The sequence below is a fragment of the Polynucleobacter difficilis genome, assembly GCF_003065365.1.
GTDB classification, from domain to species: Bacteria; Pseudomonadota; Gammaproteobacteria; order Burkholderiales; family Burkholderiaceae; genus Polynucleobacter; species Polynucleobacter difficilis.
Window position 1 is genome coordinate 812687 of record NZ_CP023276.1, and the last position, 17059, is coordinate 829745.

Annotated in this window: 15 protein-coding genes and 2 tRNA genes; 16 read left to right on the forward strand and 1 reads right to left on the reverse strand. The window is 50.9% G+C overall.

Annotation, left to right across the window (positions count from 1 at the left end; translation table 11 throughout):
- The first annotated feature begins 23 nt into the window (after positions 1–23).
- From AOC34_RS10385 to AOC34_RS04220, 15 genes are all read left to right on the forward strand, one after another.
- Positions 24–1892 carry an alpha/beta fold hydrolase gene (locus tag AOC34_RS10385; RefSeq protein WP_108468901.1) on the forward strand — a complete coding sequence of 623 codons (1869 nt, stop codon included), beginning with the start codon at positions 24–26 and terminating at the stop codon, positions 1890–1892.
- The gene (locus tag AOC34_RS04155; RefSeq protein ID WP_108468902.1) at positions 1889–3922 is read left to right on the forward strand and encodes a RelA/SpoT family protein; all 2034 of its coding nucleotides are present in this window, start codon (positions 1889–1891) and stop codon (positions 3920–3922) included. Before AOC34_RS10385 ends, AOC34_RS04155 begins: the two co-directional genes overlap by 4 nt.
- 18 nt (positions 3923–3940) lie before the next feature.
- Positions 3941–4017: transfer RNA gene (locus tag AOC34_RS04160), tRNA-Val, on the forward strand.
- Between the two features lie 95 nt (positions 4018–4112).
- Positions 4113–6035 (forward strand): threonine--tRNA ligase, encoded by a 1923-nt coding sequence (gene thrS, locus AOC34_RS04165; protein WP_108468903.1) that lies wholly within the window; start codon positions 4113–4115, stop codon positions 6033–6035.
- Positions 6036–6082: 47 nt separating this feature from the next.
- The gene (infC, locus tag AOC34_RS04170) at positions 6083–6610 is read left to right on the forward strand and encodes a translation initiation factor IF-3 (protein WP_199908344.1); all 528 of its coding nucleotides are present in this window, start codon (positions 6083–6085) and stop codon (positions 6608–6610) included.
- 120 nt (positions 6611–6730) lie between these two features.
- On the forward strand, positions 6731–6928 hold the full coding sequence (gene rpmI / locus AOC34_RS04175; protein ID WP_011902674.1) for a 50S ribosomal protein L35: 198 nt from the start codon (positions 6731–6733) through the stop codon (positions 6926–6928).
- A gap of 25 nt (positions 6929–6953) precedes the next feature.
- Positions 6954–7319 (forward strand): 50S ribosomal protein L20, encoded by a 366-nt coding sequence (gene rplT, locus AOC34_RS04180; RefSeq protein ID WP_108468905.1) that lies wholly within the window; start codon positions 6954–6956, stop codon positions 7317–7319.
- 12 nt (positions 7320–7331) lie between these two features.
- Positions 7332–8378 carry a phenylalanine--tRNA ligase subunit alpha gene (gene pheS, locus AOC34_RS04185; protein WP_108468906.1) on the forward strand — a complete coding sequence of 349 codons (1047 nt, stop codon included), beginning with the start codon at positions 7332–7334 and terminating at the stop codon, positions 8376–8378.
- Between the two features lie 28 nt (positions 8379–8406).
- Entirely contained in the window at positions 8407–10890 is a 2484-nt protein-coding gene (gene pheT / locus AOC34_RS04190) for a phenylalanine--tRNA ligase subunit beta (RefSeq protein ID WP_108468907.1), read from the forward strand.
- Positions 10891–10960: 70 nt separating this feature from the next.
- On the forward strand, positions 10961–11278 hold the full coding sequence (locus AOC34_RS04195) for an integration host factor subunit alpha (RefSeq protein WP_108468908.1): 318 nt from the start codon (positions 10961–10963) through the stop codon (positions 11276–11278).
- On the forward strand, positions 11256–11609 hold the full coding sequence (locus AOC34_RS04200) for a MerR family transcriptional regulator (RefSeq protein ID WP_108468909.1): 354 nt from the start codon (positions 11256–11258) through the stop codon (positions 11607–11609). The genes AOC34_RS04195 and AOC34_RS04200 overlap by 23 nt, the downstream gene beginning before the upstream one ends.
- 19 nt (positions 11610–11628) lie before the next feature.
- Positions 11629–12042, forward strand: coding sequence for a VOC family protein (locus AOC34_RS04205; protein ID WP_108468910.1), 414 nt, complete (start codon positions 11629–11631; stop codon positions 12040–12042).
- Between the two features lie 26 nt (positions 12043–12068).
- A tRNA-Pro gene (locus AOC34_RS04210) sits at positions 12069–12145 on the forward strand.
- A gap of 36 nt (positions 12146–12181) precedes the next feature.
- Positions 12182–12586 (forward strand): PaaI family thioesterase, encoded by a 405-nt coding sequence (locus AOC34_RS04215; RefSeq protein ID WP_108468911.1) that lies wholly within the window; start codon positions 12182–12184, stop codon positions 12584–12586.
- Positions 12587–12806: 220 nt separating this feature from the next.
- A complete protein-coding gene (locus tag AOC34_RS04220) occupies positions 12807–13094 on the forward strand; it encodes an H-NS histone family protein (protein WP_108468912.1) in 288 nt (95 codons plus the stop codon).
- 73 nt (positions 13095–13167) lie between these two features.
- Here the strand turns inward: AOC34_RS04220 and AOC34_RS04225 are convergent, their stop codons facing one another.
- Positions 13168–13890 (reverse strand): helix-turn-helix domain-containing protein, encoded by a 723-nt coding sequence (locus tag AOC34_RS04225; RefSeq protein ID WP_108468913.1) that lies wholly within the window; start codon positions 13888–13890, stop codon positions 13168–13170.
- 285 nt (positions 13891–14175) lie between these two features.
- On the opposite strand from AOC34_RS04225, the gene AOC34_RS04230 reads away from it, so the two are divergent.
- Entirely contained in the window at positions 14176–17031 is a 2856-nt protein-coding gene (locus tag AOC34_RS04230) for a 2-oxoglutarate dehydrogenase E1 component (protein ID WP_108468914.1), read from the forward strand.
- Positions 17032–17059 lie beyond the last annotated feature (28 nt).

Genomic DNA, 17059 nt, shown 5'->3' on the forward strand with positions numbered 1-17059 from the left:
TTAGTGAAATAATGGGATCAACTATGGTTGATCCCCGTTCTTCACCTCCTCAAGCAGCACCAGCAAGCGACGCTGATCAGTACAGCCTGTTGCACATTCATAAGCGCGGCGATGCCGCGCATTCCCACCGCCGCGAAACATCCAATGCATCCTTGCTCGGCTTAGCGCTGGCGATTACCTTTTCATTTGCCATTGTTGAAGCGATTGCCGGCTACCTGGCAGGATCGCTTGCCTTGCTGTCCGATGCGGCGCACATGGTGACCGATGCTGCCGCACTTGGCCTTGCGCTGTTTGCACAAATTATTTCCCGGCGCCCCCCATCGGCGCGCCATTCATTTGGCTTTGGTCGGGCTGAGGCGTTAGCTGCATTTGTGAATGCGATTGCCATGTTGGCGCTCGTCGCTTGGATTGTTGGCGAGGCGATTACGCGTTTTTATACGCCACACATTGTCGATGGATTAACAGTTGCGATAGTTGCTGCGATTGGCCTTGTGATGAATATCATCGTTGCGACGATCTTGTCGCGTGATAAAAAAAGCGTCAATACACGCGCTGCCTTAGTGCACGTCATGGGTGATTTATTGGGATCGATTGCCGCTCTGGTATCTGGCGTCGTGATTTATTTTTCAGGCTGGATGGAAATCGATGCGTGGCTCTCAATTCTAGTGGCCTTGTTGATTCTGAAATCAACCATTTCGATCCTCAAAGAGTCGTATCACTTTTTGATGGAAGGGGTGCCCCTGAGTATTGACTACATTGCGGTTGGCAAAGACCTCCATGCCGTGAAAGGTGTGCGTGCGGTTCATGATTTGCATGTGTGGGAGATGTCGCCCAATCAGCCCGCTTTAATTGGGCACATTGAAGTTGATTCACTGCGCCAATGGCCGGCGCTCATGCGACGGATTAATGCAATGCTCTTGGAGCGCCATGGCATTGATCATGTGACCTTGCAACCCGAGCTGGTATCCGATCTGCAGGATGACGACAATCCTGTAAATAATTCCACGCCAACAGCGCCAAAATTAATTCATCATGGTGAACGCTTTTATGTCGAGTGCGCCAGTAGCAATGCCAGCGGCTTACATCGCATGGCGTATCACACCTGGGGTGATCCTTCTAATCCCCGCGTATTGATTTGTGTGCACGGCCTCACGCGCCGGGGTAGTGACTTTCAAACCTTGGCTGAGGCTATGTGCAAAGACTATTACGTTGTGTGTCCGGATGTCGTGGGACGAGGCGATTCGGATTTTTTAGAAAACCCCATGCTCTACGGCATTCCCCAGTACGTTGCTGATATGACCACCTTAGTAGCGCGCTTGAATGTCACGTCGGTAGATTGGTTTGGCACTTCGATGGGCGGCTTGATTGGGATGGTGTATGCCGGTATGCCGGATTCACCGATACGCCGCATTTTGATTAATGACGTAGGTCCGCGTATTGAGCCTGAATCACTCAAGCGCTTAAGTTCCTACGTAGGACAACCCTTTGCCTATTCCAATCGCGCTGAGGCCTTAACGATTTTAAATCGGATCTGCGCCAGCTTTGGCTCCCACACACCAGAAGAGTGGGAGCGCTTAAATGGCCCGCTTTTGCGCGAAGTAAATGACGTCTGGTCACTGCATTACGACCCGAAGATTGTGATTCCATTTGCAGCGGTTAATCCCGTTTTAGCGAAGGCCGGAGAGATGGCGTTGTGGAATCACTTTGATGCAATTACGGTGCCCATCTTGATTGTGCGCGGCGGTGATTCGGATTTATTGTCCAGCGCCACTGTTGAAGAAATGCTCAGGCGCAATCCCCATGCACGCAGCATCACGATTTACGGGGTTGGTCATGCGCCTGCCTTTTTAAAGCCCGAGCAAATTGCCCTTGCTGCTGAATTCTTTTCATGAGCGTAAAGAAGGACCAGTCTTCCGCTGAGGCTCTGCCAACGCAGTCGGCTTTAGTGGATTCGTGGCAGGGCGAGCCACCTGAAGAGCATCAATCTGGCGTTCTCAGCATCTTGCAATTACTGCATTTGGATGAGCCGAGCTTGCTGGCTGCAGGTCACCTTGATAGCTCTTTGGGTAAAGAGGCGCTCGTCAAAAAGTTGGGCGATGAGTCGGCCCGTTTGCTGGCGGGTTATCGCAGCCTACGCCAAGCCCAAGCCAAAATAGTCAAAGCCGATGGTGGGATTAGCGTGGCCGGTCAAGAGGAAGTACTGCGCAAAATGCTGTTGGCCTTTGGTGATGATTTGCGGGTGGTGCTGATTTACCTTGCCTCGCGCTTGCAAACCCTACGCTGGATTAATCAGGAAAAAATTCCGATGCAGGCGGCTTGGGCGCAGGCCTTTTTGGATATTGATGCCAGCTTAGCCAACCGCTTAGGTATCTGGCAAATGAAATGGGAAATGGAGGACTTGGCTTTTCGCGTTTTGGCGCCGCCGGTGTACCGCGAGATAGCAACCATGTTGGATGCCAAGCGCGCCGAGCGCGAGGGGTTTATCGTCCGCATCATTGAAGAGCTCAAGCAAGTATTGGGAGAGGCAAGCATATCGGCAGACGTGCAGGGTAGGCCTAAACACATTTACAGCATTTGGAAAAAAATGCAGGGCAAGTCCTTGGACTTTGCGAACCTGTATGACGTGCGGGCATTTCGTATTTTGGTAGAAGACGTGAAGGATTGTTATGCTGCGCTTGGTTTAGTGCATAACGTCTGGCAACCGATTCCACGCGAGTTTGATGACTACATTGCAAGACCAAAACCGAACGGATATCAGTCATTGCATACCGTTGTTATGGATGCCGATGGCGTTGCGTTTGAAATTCAGATTCGCACGCACACCATGCACCAACAGGCAGAGTATGGTCTGGCAGCACATTGGCGTTACAAAGAGGGTGCAGTACCCGTACCCAAAAATGCGGGCGGCACCCACAGCTCAGCGGTAGCTTACGAGCGCCAAATTGCTTGGGCCAGGCAATTAATTTCCTGGAAAGAGGATGCCTGGGATCAACTCAAGCACCATGCGATTGATGATCACATTTATGTGTTGACGCCGCTGGGCAAAGTGATTGCGCTGGAAAAAGGATCATCACCAATTGATTTTGCCTATGCGGTTCACACTGATTTAGGCCACCGTTGCCGCGGCGCGCGGGTTGATGGCGCGATGGTGCCGCTGGACACGAGCCTTGCCAACGGCCAAACGGTCGAAATCATTGCGGTTAAGCATGGCGGACCATCACGCGATTGGATTAGTCCGGACCGGGGGTATTTGCGCTCCCAGCGTGCCCGTAGCCGTGTACGGGCTTGGTTCAATGCACTCGACGATGAGGAGGCGGGCGCCAGTAGCGCAACGAAGCCAAGTGCTGAGTCCAAGTTGCCTGCAAAGGACCATAAGCCGGATGCAGAGCCACTTACCCTTGTATTGCATCAACGAACCCGCTCTACAAAGCCATTCAGCGATGTGCTTGTTGTCGGGGTCGATTCTTTACTAACGCAGTTGGCACGCTGCTGTCGCCCAGTGCCGCCCGATGCGATTGCTGGATTTGTAACCCAGGGGCGGGGCGTATCGATTCATCGGCGCTCCTGTAGCACCCTCAGAAGTTTGCTGGAGCGTGCGCCCGAGCGTGTCATTCAGACTGCATGGAACGCATTAGATGAGGCCCAAAGCGGAGGATTGACAGCAAAGCACGGCACCCAAAACCGATCCAAGGTCTTTCCGGCGGATTTGGCGGTCACCGGCCTGGATCGGCCCGAGCTGATGCGTGAGCTGTTTGAGGGCTTATCCCGTCAAGGAGTCCATGTGATTGATTTACGTAAATCCGTGCGTCGCGGGATCGCGCAAATTTTACTGACGGTCGAAATTGCCGACGCCGAGGCCCTGCGGCAGGTCCAAAATAGCCTCGAGGAGCTGAAAGGCGTGACTCAAGTACGCCGGCGGTGATAAACTCTTGATCTTTATAGGCTCGTAGCTCAGCTGGTTAGAGCACCACCTTGACATGGTGGGGGTCGTTGGTTCGAGTCCAATCGAGCCTACCAACGAAATACCTAGATAGGCGCGGTTGCCGCAAAGCATCCGCGCCTTTTTAGTAATGTATGACGCAGTAAGCCAAATTCAATGGAGATGGAATTTCATGGTTGCAGTCACTCTACCGGACGGATCTAAACGCGAGTTCGACGCACCGGTGCGTGTTCTGGATGTTGCACAAAGCATAGGTAGTGGCCTAGCTAAAGCAGCATTGGCCGGAATGGTCGACGGCCGGATGGTCGATACCAGCTTTTTGATTGAGCGCGATAGTCAACTGGCCATCATCACCGATAAAAGCCCCGAAGCTCTTGATATTGTTCGGCACTCGACTGCCCATCTCTTGGCATACGCTGTCAAAGAATTATTTCCCGAGGCCCAAGTTACCATTGGCCCAGTGATTGAGAACGGTTTTTACTATGACTTTTCCTTTCATCGCCCCTTCACACCAGACGATTTAACTGCGCTGGAAAAGCGCATGGCGGAGCTCGCTAAAAAAGACGAGCCAGTAACGCGCAACGTGATGCCACGTGACGCGGCCGTGCAATTTTTTAAAGACCAAGGCGAGCATTACAAAGCCGAGATCATTGCTAGCATTCCGCAGGGCGAGGATGTTTCGCTCTATACCGAAGGTAAATTCACCGACTTATGCCGCGGCCCACATGTGCCCTCAACCGGCAAGCTCAAGGTCTTTAAGCTGATGAAGCTGGCTGGTGCGTATTGGCGCGGCGACAGTAAGAATGAAATGTTGCAGCGTATCTATGGCACGGCCTGGCTGAAAAAAGAAGACCAAGATGCCTATTTGCATATGCTGGAGGAAGCTGAAAAGCGTGATCACCGCCGTTTAGGGCGTCACCTCGATTTGTTCCACTTTCAGGATGAGGCACCAGGACTGGTGTTTTGGCACCCCAAAGGCTGGTCGATTTGGCAAACCGTTGAGCAGTACATGCGCAAGGTTTATCAGGACGAGGGCTATCACGAGGTGAAGGCGCCGCAGATTTTGGATCGTGGCCTGTGGGAAAAATCAGGTCACTGGGAGAACTACAAAGAGAACATGTTTACGACCGAGTCGGAAAATCGCTCGTACGCACTCAAGCCCATGAACTGCCCGGGGCATGTCCAAATTTTTAACTCGGGCCTCCATAGTTATCGCGAACTACCGCTGCGCTACGGTGAGTTTGGCCAGTGCCATCGCAATGAGCCATCCGGAGCGCTGCATGGCTTAATGCGGGTACGCGGTTTCACGCAAGATGACGGCCATATTTTCTGTACCGAAGACCAGATTCAGTCGGAAGTTGCTAGCTTTGATAAGGCAGTTCGAGCGGTCTATGCCGATTTTGGTTTCTCTGAGGTGGACGTAAAACTAGCCTTAAGGCCCGCCAAGCGCGTGGGCGATGACGCCATTTGGGATAAAGCCGAGGAAGCCTTGCGCGGCGCCCTCCGGGCATCCGGCCAAACCTGGGAAGAGTTGCCGGGTGAGGGCGCTTTTTATGGCCCTAAGATTGAATACCACCTAAAAGACTCGATTGGCCGTTCTTGGCAGTGCGGCACGATGCAGGTGGACTTCTCCATGCCAGCTCGCTTGGGCGCGGAGTACGTGGCGGAAGACAACGCCCGCAAGGTCCCAGTGATGTTGCACCGCGCTATTGTGGGCTCCCTAGAGCGTTTTATCGGGATTTTGATTGAAAATCACGCTGGAAACATGCCAGTTTGGCTTGCCCCAACCCAGGCAGTTGTCCTCAATATTTCCGAAAATTCAGCCGCTTATGCCCAGCAAATCCAGCAAATGCTGAAAAAACAAGGGTTTAGAGTTGATGCGGATTTGCGAAATGAGAAAATTACGTATAAAATACGCGAGCACGCATTGCAAAAGCTCCCTTATCTGCTGGTTGTTGGCGATAAAGAGCGTGAAAGTAATACGGTAGCCGTTCGTGCCCGTGGCGGAGTGGATCTAGGCGTAATGCCTTTAGACGCATTCGTTGCCCGACTCCAGCAGGATATATCCCAGAAGGTCGGTCCCGAGCTGAATTAAGCCCGGGGAATGACGGTTTTTATTGTTTTTGATGAAGGAATTAGAAGATCGCTACTGAAAAATTGCAACGCATAAATCGGGAAATAACTGCTCCTGAAGTGCGTTTGGTTGGAATCGATGGGGAAGCCCTCGGTGTAGTTAAGTTGAACGAAGCCTTGGCTTTGGCAGAAGAAAAAGAAACCGATTTGGTTGAGATTGCTCCGACAGCCGTGCCACCCGTAGTCCGATTGATGGACTTTGGTAAGTTCAAGTACCAAGAAGCCAAGCGTCAGCATGAAGCCAAGCTGAAGCAAAAGGTAATTCAGGTGAAAGAAGTGAAATTTCGCCCGGGTACCGATGATGGTGACTATGGTGTCAAACTACGCAATCTGATCCGCTTTTTAGAAGATGGCGATAAGACAAAGATTACGCTGCGGTTTCGGGGTCGAGAAATGGCCCACCAAGAAATCGGAGTACGGATGTTGGAGCGCTTGAAATTGGATTTGCAAGAGCATGGCCAAGTTGAGCAGTTTCCGAAGATGGAAGGTCGGCAGATGGTAATGGTGCTAGCACCAATCCGTAAGGCCAAGGCTTAAGTAGTTTCGTTTTTGGTAGGGAGGCGCTGCAAGGCGCTGGCAGTTTGAAGTGCTGCTAGGTACAGGAAGAATAACCGTCGGTTATCACCTAGGTAGTGCGAATGAAAGAAGGGGAACTTCATGCCCAAAATGAAGAGTAAGAGTAGCGCCAAAAAGCGCTTCACGGTCCGCGCAGGCGGCACCATCAAGCGAGGTCAGGCATTTAAACGCCACATCCTCACGAAGAAAACAACCAAGAACAAGCGTCACTTGCGTGGCTCCACCGAAGTAGCGAAAGCAGACGTCAAGTCGATTCGCTCGATGCTTCCGTACGCTTAACCTCAGACTAATTTAGGAGAATTCAATGCCAAGAGTCAAACGTGGGGTTACAGCAAGAGCCCGTCATAAGAAAGTTACCGATGCCGCAACTGGTTATCGTGGACGTCGTAAAAACGTATTCCGTATCGCTAAAGAAGCGGTTATGCGCGCAGGCCAATATGCCTATCGCGATCGCCGTAACAAGAAGCGTGTATTCCGTGCCTTGTGGATTGCGCGTATCAACGCCGCAGTACGTGAGCATGACCTGAGCTACAGCGTATTCATGAACGGCATGAAGAAAGCGGAGATCGAACTCGATCGCAAAGTGCTTTCCGATATGGCGATCATGGACAAAGAGGCATTTGCCGCTTTGGTCACACGGATCAAGTCCGTCGTTAACGCCGCAGCTTAATTACAAGCTGAAATGGTTTCTCTCGACCACATTGTCGAGGATGCCAAACGCGATTTCTCTGGGGCTGCTGATGCAGCCGCCTTGGAGGACGCGAAAGCCAGGTACCTCGGTAAATCAGGTGTTCTCACTGAGCGTTTAAAAGCGCTTGGTGGAATGTCGCCTGAAGAACGCAAAAGTGCTGGCGCATTAATCAATCAAGTTAAATCCGCGGTAGAGGCGGCTCTGCAAGAGCGCCGTCAGGCATTGGCCGATGCGGTATTGCAAACCCGTCTCGCAGCAGAATCCATCGACGTATCCTTGCCGGGCCGCGCACAATCAGTGGGCAGTCTGCATCCGGTGATGCGAACCTGGGAGCGGGTAGAGGCGATCTTTCATTCGATTGGCTTTGATGTGGCCGATGGTCCCGAGATCGAAACCGATTGGTTTAATTTCACAGCGCTCAATAGCCCTGAAAATCACCCTGCGCGTTCGATGCAAGATACGTTTTACGTTGATGGCGCCGATGCGAACGGTAAACCTTTACTATTGCGTACCCACACTAGTCCGATTCAGGTGCGCTACGCCAGTGAGCACGTTAAAAAGTATGCGGGCGCGAAGGTAATGCCCCCCATTAAAGTGATTGCCCCGGGTAGAACCTACCGAGTGGATAGCGATGCAACCCATTCGCCGATGTTCCATCAGGTAGAGGGTTTATGGATTGCTGAAAAAGTATCCTTTGCTGACCTCAAGGGCGTATATACCGATTTCTTGCGTACCTTCTTTGAGACCGATGCCCTAGAGGTCCGCTTCCGTCCATCCTATTTCCCATTCACCGAGCCTTCCGCTGAAATTGACATGGCGTTTGCGAGCGGTAAATTAGCAGGACGTTGGCTGGAGATTTCAGGGGCAGGGCAGGTGCACCCCAATGTATTGCGCAATATGGGCATTGATCCCGAGCGTTACACCGGATTTGCGTTTGGCTCGGGTCTTGAGCGCATGACGATGCTGCGTTATGGCGTCGATGATTTACGCCTCTTCTTTGAAAACGACCTGCGCTTTTTGGCGCAGTTCCCTGCTTAATTCTTCCATACTGAAATTGATCTAGCCCATGCAATTCTCTGAATCCTGGCTCCGTCAGTACGTTAATCCCGGTCTCGATAGTAAGGCCTTGGGTCATGCTATGACGATGGCTGGCCTTGAGGTCGAAGAGCAGTATTCCGTTGCGCCGCCATTTTCACAGGTGGTCGTTGCCGAAATTATGTCGGCAGAGCAGCATCCGGATGCCGATCGTTTACGGGTATGCAAAGTCAATGCCGGCACTGGCAGTGAGTTGCAAATCGTATGTGGCGCACCCAACGCCCGTGTGGGCGTCAAGATTCCATGCGCACTGGTTGGTGCTTTGCTTCCGCCCGCAGAAGAGGGCGGTAAGCCATTCCAAATTAAGGTTGGCAAGTTACGCGGCGTTGAAAGCCAGGGCATGCTCTGCTCAGGACGTGAGCTCGGCCTTGGGGACGATCATGAAGGCATCCTTGAGTTACCGCTCGATGCACCCGTTGGTGCCAATATCCGTGAATACCTCGAGCTCGATGATCAGATCTACGTGATCAAGCTAACACCCAATAAAGCCGATTGTTTATCGCTTGCTGGCTTAGCGCGTGAAGTCGCGGCGATTACTGGTGCGCCATTGTGCGGACCAAGTTGGACCGCACCGATTCCATCAATTACCGATACCGTAAAAGTCCAGATCGATGCCCCCGATTTATGCGGGCGGTTTGCGGGCCGCGTGATTCGCGGCGTTAATCCAAAAGCCAAAACACCGGATTGGATTATTCAGCGTTTATGCCATGCGGGTCAGCGGAGTATTTCGCCTTTAGTCGATCTATCCAATTACGTCATGCTGGAGATGGGTCAACCGACCCACGTATTCGATCTCGATCAATTGCAGGGTGATTTGCATGTGCGCTGGGCAAAGCCGGGCGAACAGATTGCACTGTTAAACGAGCAAACGCTCAATCCAATTGTGCAGGGTGAAGTATCAAGCCAGTTGGCTCAAGGCGTTGGTGTGGTTGCTGACAATACCGGGCCAGTGAGTCTTGCCGGCATTATGGGTGGCAATGCTAGTGCGGTCAGTGATGACACAGTCAATATTTATGTTGAGGCTGCATTTTGGTGGCCCGCTGCAATTCAAGGCCGTGCACGGCGTTTTAACTTTACGACGGATGCAGGCCATCGCTTCGAGCGTGGTGTTGATCCTGACGCTACCGTTACGCACCTCGAGTATTTATCTTCCCTCATTTTGGAAGTGTGTGGCGGTCAAGCTGGCCCCATTCAGGATCAGGTTACGCAATTACCAGAGCGTAAGCCAGTCAGCTTGCGACTGCAACGCGCCATCGATTTGATTGGCATTCCGTTGACGACTGCGATTGTGAGTGATGTATTCACGCGACTTGGTTTTGCATTTACCGTCAATGACGGCGCTGATGCTGCGAAGACTACTTTTGTAGTGACGCCACCTAGCTACCGTTTCGACATGGAGATCGAAGAGGATCTAATCGAGGAAGTTGCGCGCCTCTATGGTTTTGAAAATATTCCAGACCATCCACCCACAGCTGCATTGAAGATGAGCGCTCCGCCCGAGGCGCGTCGCAGTGTTCATCGTTTGCGCCATGCTTTGGCACAGGCGGGCTATCAAGAGGCGGTCAATTTTGGATTTACTGACCGCGAGAGTGAATCGCGTTTGTCAATGCACCAGGGCGATGAAAGTCAAACCATTCAAGTGCGTAATCCCATCGCTAATCAGTATGCCGTGATGCGCAGCACCCTATGGGGTGGTTTGTTAGGTAATCTTCGGGCAAACCTGAATCGCGGCAGCAACCGCGTTCGTCTCTTTGAGATCGGCCGTGTATTTATGCGCAATCCCTCGCAAGGTGAAGCGCCAGGCATGGTTGCGGGCTACGATCAGCCCCGCCGCGTTGGTGGCTTGGCGTATGGCTCGGCGTTACCCGAGCAGTGGGCCAGCAAAAGTAGGGCGGTTGATTTCTTTGATGTGAAAGGCGATCTGGAGAGTGCATTTGCGCCGCTGCAGTTTATTACCGCTGCTGCTGTACACCCAGCGCTGCATCCAGGCCGATCTGCGCAAATTGCATTTAACGTGGGTAAAAAAACTATCCCAGTTGGGTGGATTGGTGAACTGCATCCAGCCTTGCAACAGGCTTATGAATTGCCTCAGGCACCGATTTTATTTGAATGCGACTGGGATGCGCTAGCTGAGTTGGGTTTGCCAGCGCCAGCAGAGATTAGTAAATTCCCTGCAGTGCAGCGTGATTTAGCCGTCGTTGTAAAGCAATCGGTCGCAGCACAAACCTTGCTGGATGGCATGGCCGCTGCCGGACAGACTTTAGTGCGTCAAATTGAAGTCTTTGATGAGTTTAGGCCTGGGGCCGGTAGTAGTATGGCTGCGGATGAGAAAAGCCTGGCGTTTCGTATTACATTGCAAAATCCAGCAGAAACATTGCAGGACGCACAAATCGATGCTGCAATTGCAGCATTGCTCAGCGCACTGGAAAAGTGCTGTAATGCTCGGCTACGCTAAAAAATATTGCTACACTGAAATCAGACATAGTCATAATAGTTAAGCCATTTGAAATAGATAAGAGCCCCTCATGAATGCAAGTAATCAGACTGTTACGAAAAACGAACTATCGGAAGCCTTATTTGATCAGGTGGGTTTAAATAAGCGGGAAGCCAAGGACATGATCGATGCTTTCTTTGACCGCATCGGGGAATCGCTTGAAGTCGGTACCGAGGTGAAGATCTCTGGTTTTGGCAACTTTCAGTTACGGAATAAGTCGGCGCGACCTGGCCGTAATCCCAAAACAGGCGAGATGATTCCGATTGCGGCGCGCCGCGTGGTTACATTCCACGCCAGTCAAAAACTCAAAGATGCGGTCGAGTCCCATGCTCGAGAAAACAGAACTTGATTCTGGGTTGGCGCTGCTGGTCTCCCAGCTGCCACCAATACCATCCAAGCGCTACTTCACGATTGGCGAAGTAGCCGAGCTCTGCGGTGTGCGTTCCCACGTTCTGCGGTATTGGGAGCAAGAGTTTGCCCAGCTTCGCCCACAAAAACGCCGCGGCAATCGCCGCTATTATCAGCACCACGAGGTGGTTCTTATTCGCAAGATTCGAGCACTTCTTTATGAAGAGGGCTTTACCATCAGTGGTGCCCGCAACCGCCTTGATGAGGCCCGTGGCGAACTCAAACTCCGCGATGAGCTAGAGGCCATCTTACAAATGCTATCCAGCAAATAACACAATCAGAAAGAGCGCAATGCACCCATTTCATTTGGCTTTCCCAGTAGATAATTTGGACTCTGCTCGTCATTTTTATGGCGGTCTTTTAGGCTGCCCCGAAGGACGTAGCTCCGATGAGTGGATTGATTTCAATTTATTCGGTCATCAAATCGTTGCCCATTTGGCGCATGGCGAGGCCGTCAATGACGTCCATTCCGATGTGGATGGAAAAAAAGTCCCCGTTCGGCATTTTGGAATTGTTTTATCCATGCCCGAGTGGGAAGCCATGGCCGACAAGCTCAAAAAAGCGGGTGTTGAGTTTGTAATTGAGCCCTACATTCGGTTTAAGGGCGAGGTCGGTGAGCAGGGAACCATGTTCTTCTTAGACCCATCAGGCAATGCCATCGAATTCAAGGCAATGGCTCAGCCAGATCGCCTGTTTGCTAAATAAGCAACTGCTACAATTTTAGTTTCAGTCGGGGCGTAGCGCAGCCTGGTAGCGTACATGCATGGGGTGCATGTGGTCGGAGGTTCAAATCCTCTCGCCCCGACCATCGAATTTCTTCCTTCGCCTTTTTGCGAGCACATTCATGAGCACCTCCCAAACCCAGCCCACATCCTATTTTGGGCTTACCATTCCATTTCTTGACTTTATTGGCGTCGTTCCAGATTTCGCCGATAACGGTAAGTCCCGCATTTGCTTAGACCTGCGACCAGAGCATCTCAATAGCTTTCAGGTGGGCCATGGCGGACTTAGTATGACCTTGCTTGACTTTGCCATGGCTGCGGCTGCTCGCAGCGTTCATCCCGATGCCAAAGGCATGGTCACCATCGACATGACGGTGAGTTTTATGCGCCCATCCACCGGCAAGCTGATTATTGAGGGCAAACTCCTCAAGGCAGGCAAAAACATAAACTACTGCGAGGGTGAGGTTATTAATGAGGCCGGCGTGGTTACTGCAAAAGCTTTAGGTAGTTTTATGATGCGCCGGTAACTATTCTCCGCAATCTGAAATAAATAATAATATTTATAACGATTATTTATTAAATTCTGTAATTAATAAGTAATAATCTTATATAAATAGTATTTTTAATTCTGCACTCGGCGATAAGGGAATTATTAAATAGCATCTTTTATTTAATAATATGTATATAATTAGATAACCATTATTTATGGCCTATTAAATACTAACCAATGCCGGAGATATTCAGATTATGCCTTCCTATCAGGAATTAATAGCCCAGCGGGAACAGCTGGACAAACAAATTAAAGAAGCAGTTCAGCGAGAAAAAGCCGATGGCATAGCCAAGGCGAAGGTAATTATTGAGCAATACGGCTTAAATGCATCCGATTTGTTTAGCCGTAAAGCCGGCAGTAGCCGCGGTCCCAGCGGTAAGGTAGCCCCAAAGTACCGTGATCCCGCAACCGGTGACACGTGGACAGGCCGCGGTAAAGCCCCAAAATGGATTGAAGGTAAAAATAGAAGCTCATACGCTATCTAATTGATTTAATTTACTTTTATTCAATAAAAAGGCCGTCAATGACGGCCTTTATTTTCACTTCTAATGTTTTACATTAAGTCATCGCATGCTGGCCCCATTCGCATTTGCGGCCCATTCCCTCTAAAAAGACGGATTCCAGCGCAGCAAATCGGTTTGGATTTGCATTACTTAATCCTGAGTCGACGCTGGTTGCTGGATAGCCTAATATTAGCGGGTTTTCGGTAATCACCATTTCTTCGGCCTCTAAAGCCTCTTTTTCACTGGGAGCTGGCTTAAGAACCCCTGCATTTTCACCTGCCAGTTGCAATACGCCTTGATGCAACTGAATAAATCCCTCATCCACCAATATCGGGATGCGCTGTGTACGGCTGTTTTTACTTAGATAATGAATTAAATGGACCTGCTCCACTGGCGGGATTAATGCGTCGAGGTAAATCAGGTCGGGCGCAATGGATACGGCCTGCATTAAACCCTCAAGGCTGTCCATGGATATCTCCATATCCACTTTGAGCTGCCAATCGAGCATTGCGTTAGCTAATTCCAGGCTATTTTCGGTGCGGCGAAAGATGCCCATTAAGACGCAATGCGAACTTGCCTTTTGCCGCATGCTGCGTTGCCGGCGCTGCAATTGCTGTTCGAGGGAGCTGGCCAAGATACGGCGATGCCCACCTCGGGTCTTCCAGGCAATTAATTCACCCAATTCCACCATTTTTTGAACGGTGCCGAGGGATACATTAAGTACTTTGGCGCTTTGTCGGGTGCTGAGGTATTCCAGGTCAGGGGTGATGGCTTTCATTTTTCCTTAATTTGCTAATGTTGTAGGAGATTTAAAGCATAAAAAGCATTTCAACTCGGATCTATCAGGATCGGATGAAATAAATGTAGGAAACATCCTATTTATTGGTCAGGAAATTCCATAATTCATGAAGGAAATAGGGAAGGCTAGTTGGAAGAAGGCAGTATTCGTGTTAAATTGACCTTGTATTTGAATACGCAATGATCAATCTGTAGAGGGTGAAGCCCTTGTGCAGACGGTTTAATCCACAGTTTTTTTCGGGAAACCCGATGAAAGGTGAGCATCATGATTCAGTCCTCAAGGGGAAGTTCGTACCTATTTGGCGGAAACGCCCCCTATGTAGAAGAACTCTACGAATCCTATTTATTAGATCCAACGTCTGTCGCCGATCACTGGCGCGACTACTTCGACAACGTCAATCAAGTTCCTGCAGTTGATGGCTCTAGTGGCCCCGATATTGCCCATGCGCCCATTGTTGCGTCATTCGCCGAGCGAGCGAAGCAAGGCCCGATTCGCACGGTTTCGGACTCAGTGGACTCCGAGATGGGGCGTAAACGCGTTGCCGTTCAACAGCTGATCGCAGCCTATCGCAACGTGGGTAATCGCTGGGCCAATATTGACCCATTGAAGCGCACCGAGCGCCCCGATATTCCCGAACTCAATCCAGCCTTTTATGGCTTTACCGATGCCGACATGGACATTGTGTTTAACACTAGCAACACCTTCTTTGGCAAAAGCAATATGTCATTGCGGGATTTGCTGCAAGCCTTGCGTGAAACCTATTGCGGCACCATCGGCGCCGAGTACATGTTCATTGCCGATCAAACCATCAAAAAATGGTGGCAAGAAAAATTAGAATCGATTCGTTCGACTCCGTTCTTTAATGTTGAAGAAAAACGCCAAATTCTGGATCGTGTGACGGCAGCAGAAGGCCTTGAGCGTTACCTCTCGGCGAAGTACGTTGGACAGAAACGCTTTTCGCTCGAGGGCGGTGAGAGTTTTATTGCATGTATGGATGAGCTGATCCGCGATGCGGGTGCTCGCGGGGTTCAAGAAATTGTGATTGGTATGGCCCACCGAGGCCGCTTGAATGTCCTCGTGAACGTCCTTGGAAAAATGCCGAAGGACTTGTTTGCGGAATTTGAGCACAAAGCCCCTGAAGATCTTCCAGCCGGTGACGTGAAGTACCACCAAGGTTTCTCGAGTGATATTTCAACGCCTGGTGGCCCAGTGCATTTGTCCCTCGCCTTTAATCCTTCCCATTTAGAAATCGTCAACCCAGTGGTTGAGGGTTCTGCGCGTGCGCGGATGGAGCGGCGTGGCGACCTTACGGGCGCCCAAGTGTTGCCTGTTTTAGTGCATGGTGATGCGGCGATTGCAGGGCAGGGCGTAATGCAAGAAACCCTCGCCATGGCTGAAGTGCGTGGTTATTCCACTGGTGGCACGATCCACATTGTGATTAATAACCAGATTGGATTCACAACATCCGATCCGCGCGACTTGCGCTCCAGTTTATATTGCACCGACATCATGAAGGTGATAGATGCTCCGGTATTGCACGTGAATGGCGATGATCCAGAAGCAGTTGTTTTGGCTACTCAGTTGGCCGTCGAGTTTCGGAGTCAGTTTAAGAAAGACGTCGCCATCGACATCGTTTGTTTCCGTAAGTTAGGGCATAACGAACAAGATTCGCCAGCCATGACCCAGCCTTTGATGTACAAAATCATCAGTGCGCATCCCGGCACCCGCAAGCTCTACGCAGAAAAACTAGAAGCGCAGGGGGTAGTACCGGCTGGTACGGGTGACTTGATGGTAAAAGAGTACCGCGCCGCGATGGACGGAGGCGTGCAAACATCGGATCCCGTACTGAGTAATTTCAAAGGGAAGTTCGCGGTGGATTGGTCTCCTTTCTTGAACAAGAAGTGGACCGATAGCGCCGATACCGCAATTCCGCTGACCGAGTGGAAGCGTTTGGCAGAAAAAATTAGCACCATCCCGGCCGATCTGAAAGTACATACTTTGGTTGAAAAGGTATTGCTTGACCGCGCCGCCATGGGTCGCGGTGAAATCAATGTCGACTGGGGTATGGGTGAGCACATGGCATTCGCCTCTTTGGTTGCCAGCGGTTATCCCGTTCGCCTTTCTGGAGAAGACAGTGGACGCGGTACGTTTACGCACCGCCACGCAGTACTGCACAACCAAAACCGCGAAAAATGGGATACCGGCACGTACGTTCCACTGCAGCATGTGGCAAAGGACCAAGCCCCATTTACTGTGATTGATTCGATTCTTTCTGAAGAGGCCGTATTGGGTTTTGAATACGGCTACGCTGCTGCCGAACCCAATACCCTAACGATTTGGGAAGCGCAGTTTGGTGACTTTGCCAACGGCGCGCAAGTGGTGATTGATCAGTTTATTGCCTCGGGTGAAGTGAAGTGGGGCCGTGTAAATGGTCTCGTCATGATGTTGCCGCATGGTTACGAAGGTCAGGGCCCCGAGCATTCCTCTGCACGCCTCGAGCGTTTCATGCAGTTGTGCGCGGATACCAATATGCAAGTGATTCAGCCAACTACCGCAGCGCAGATTTTCCATGTCCTGCGCCGTCAAATGATTCGCCAGTTCCGCAAGCCGCTGATTTTGATGACGCCCAAGTCTTTATTGCGGAACAAGGAAGCCGCTTCGCCACTCATTGAATTTACGAAAGGCGCATTCCAAACCGTCATTGGTGAGCGTGATGAATCGATTGATCCGAAAAAGGTCACGCGCATCATCATGTGTTCCGGCAAAGTCTATTACGACCTCGCCAAAGCGCGCACGGATAAGTCGATTGGTGATGTTGCGATTATTCGCATTGAGCAACTTTATCCATTTCCGCACAAAGCAATTTCTACTGAAATGAAAAAGTACCCAGCACTGGAGGAAGTAGTGTGGTGTCAGGATGAGCCACAGAACCAAGGCGCCTGGTTCTTTATTCAACACAACATTTTGGAAAACATGAGTGAGGGCATGCGCATGGCTTATGCCGGTCGTCCCGCCTCCGCCTCGCCGGCGGTTGGCTATGCCCATCTCCATCAAGAACAACAAAAGTCGCTTATCAATGCGGCCTTTGCCAAACTTAAAGGATATGTCGTTACTAAATAAGTACAGGCAAATTCACATCACATTATTT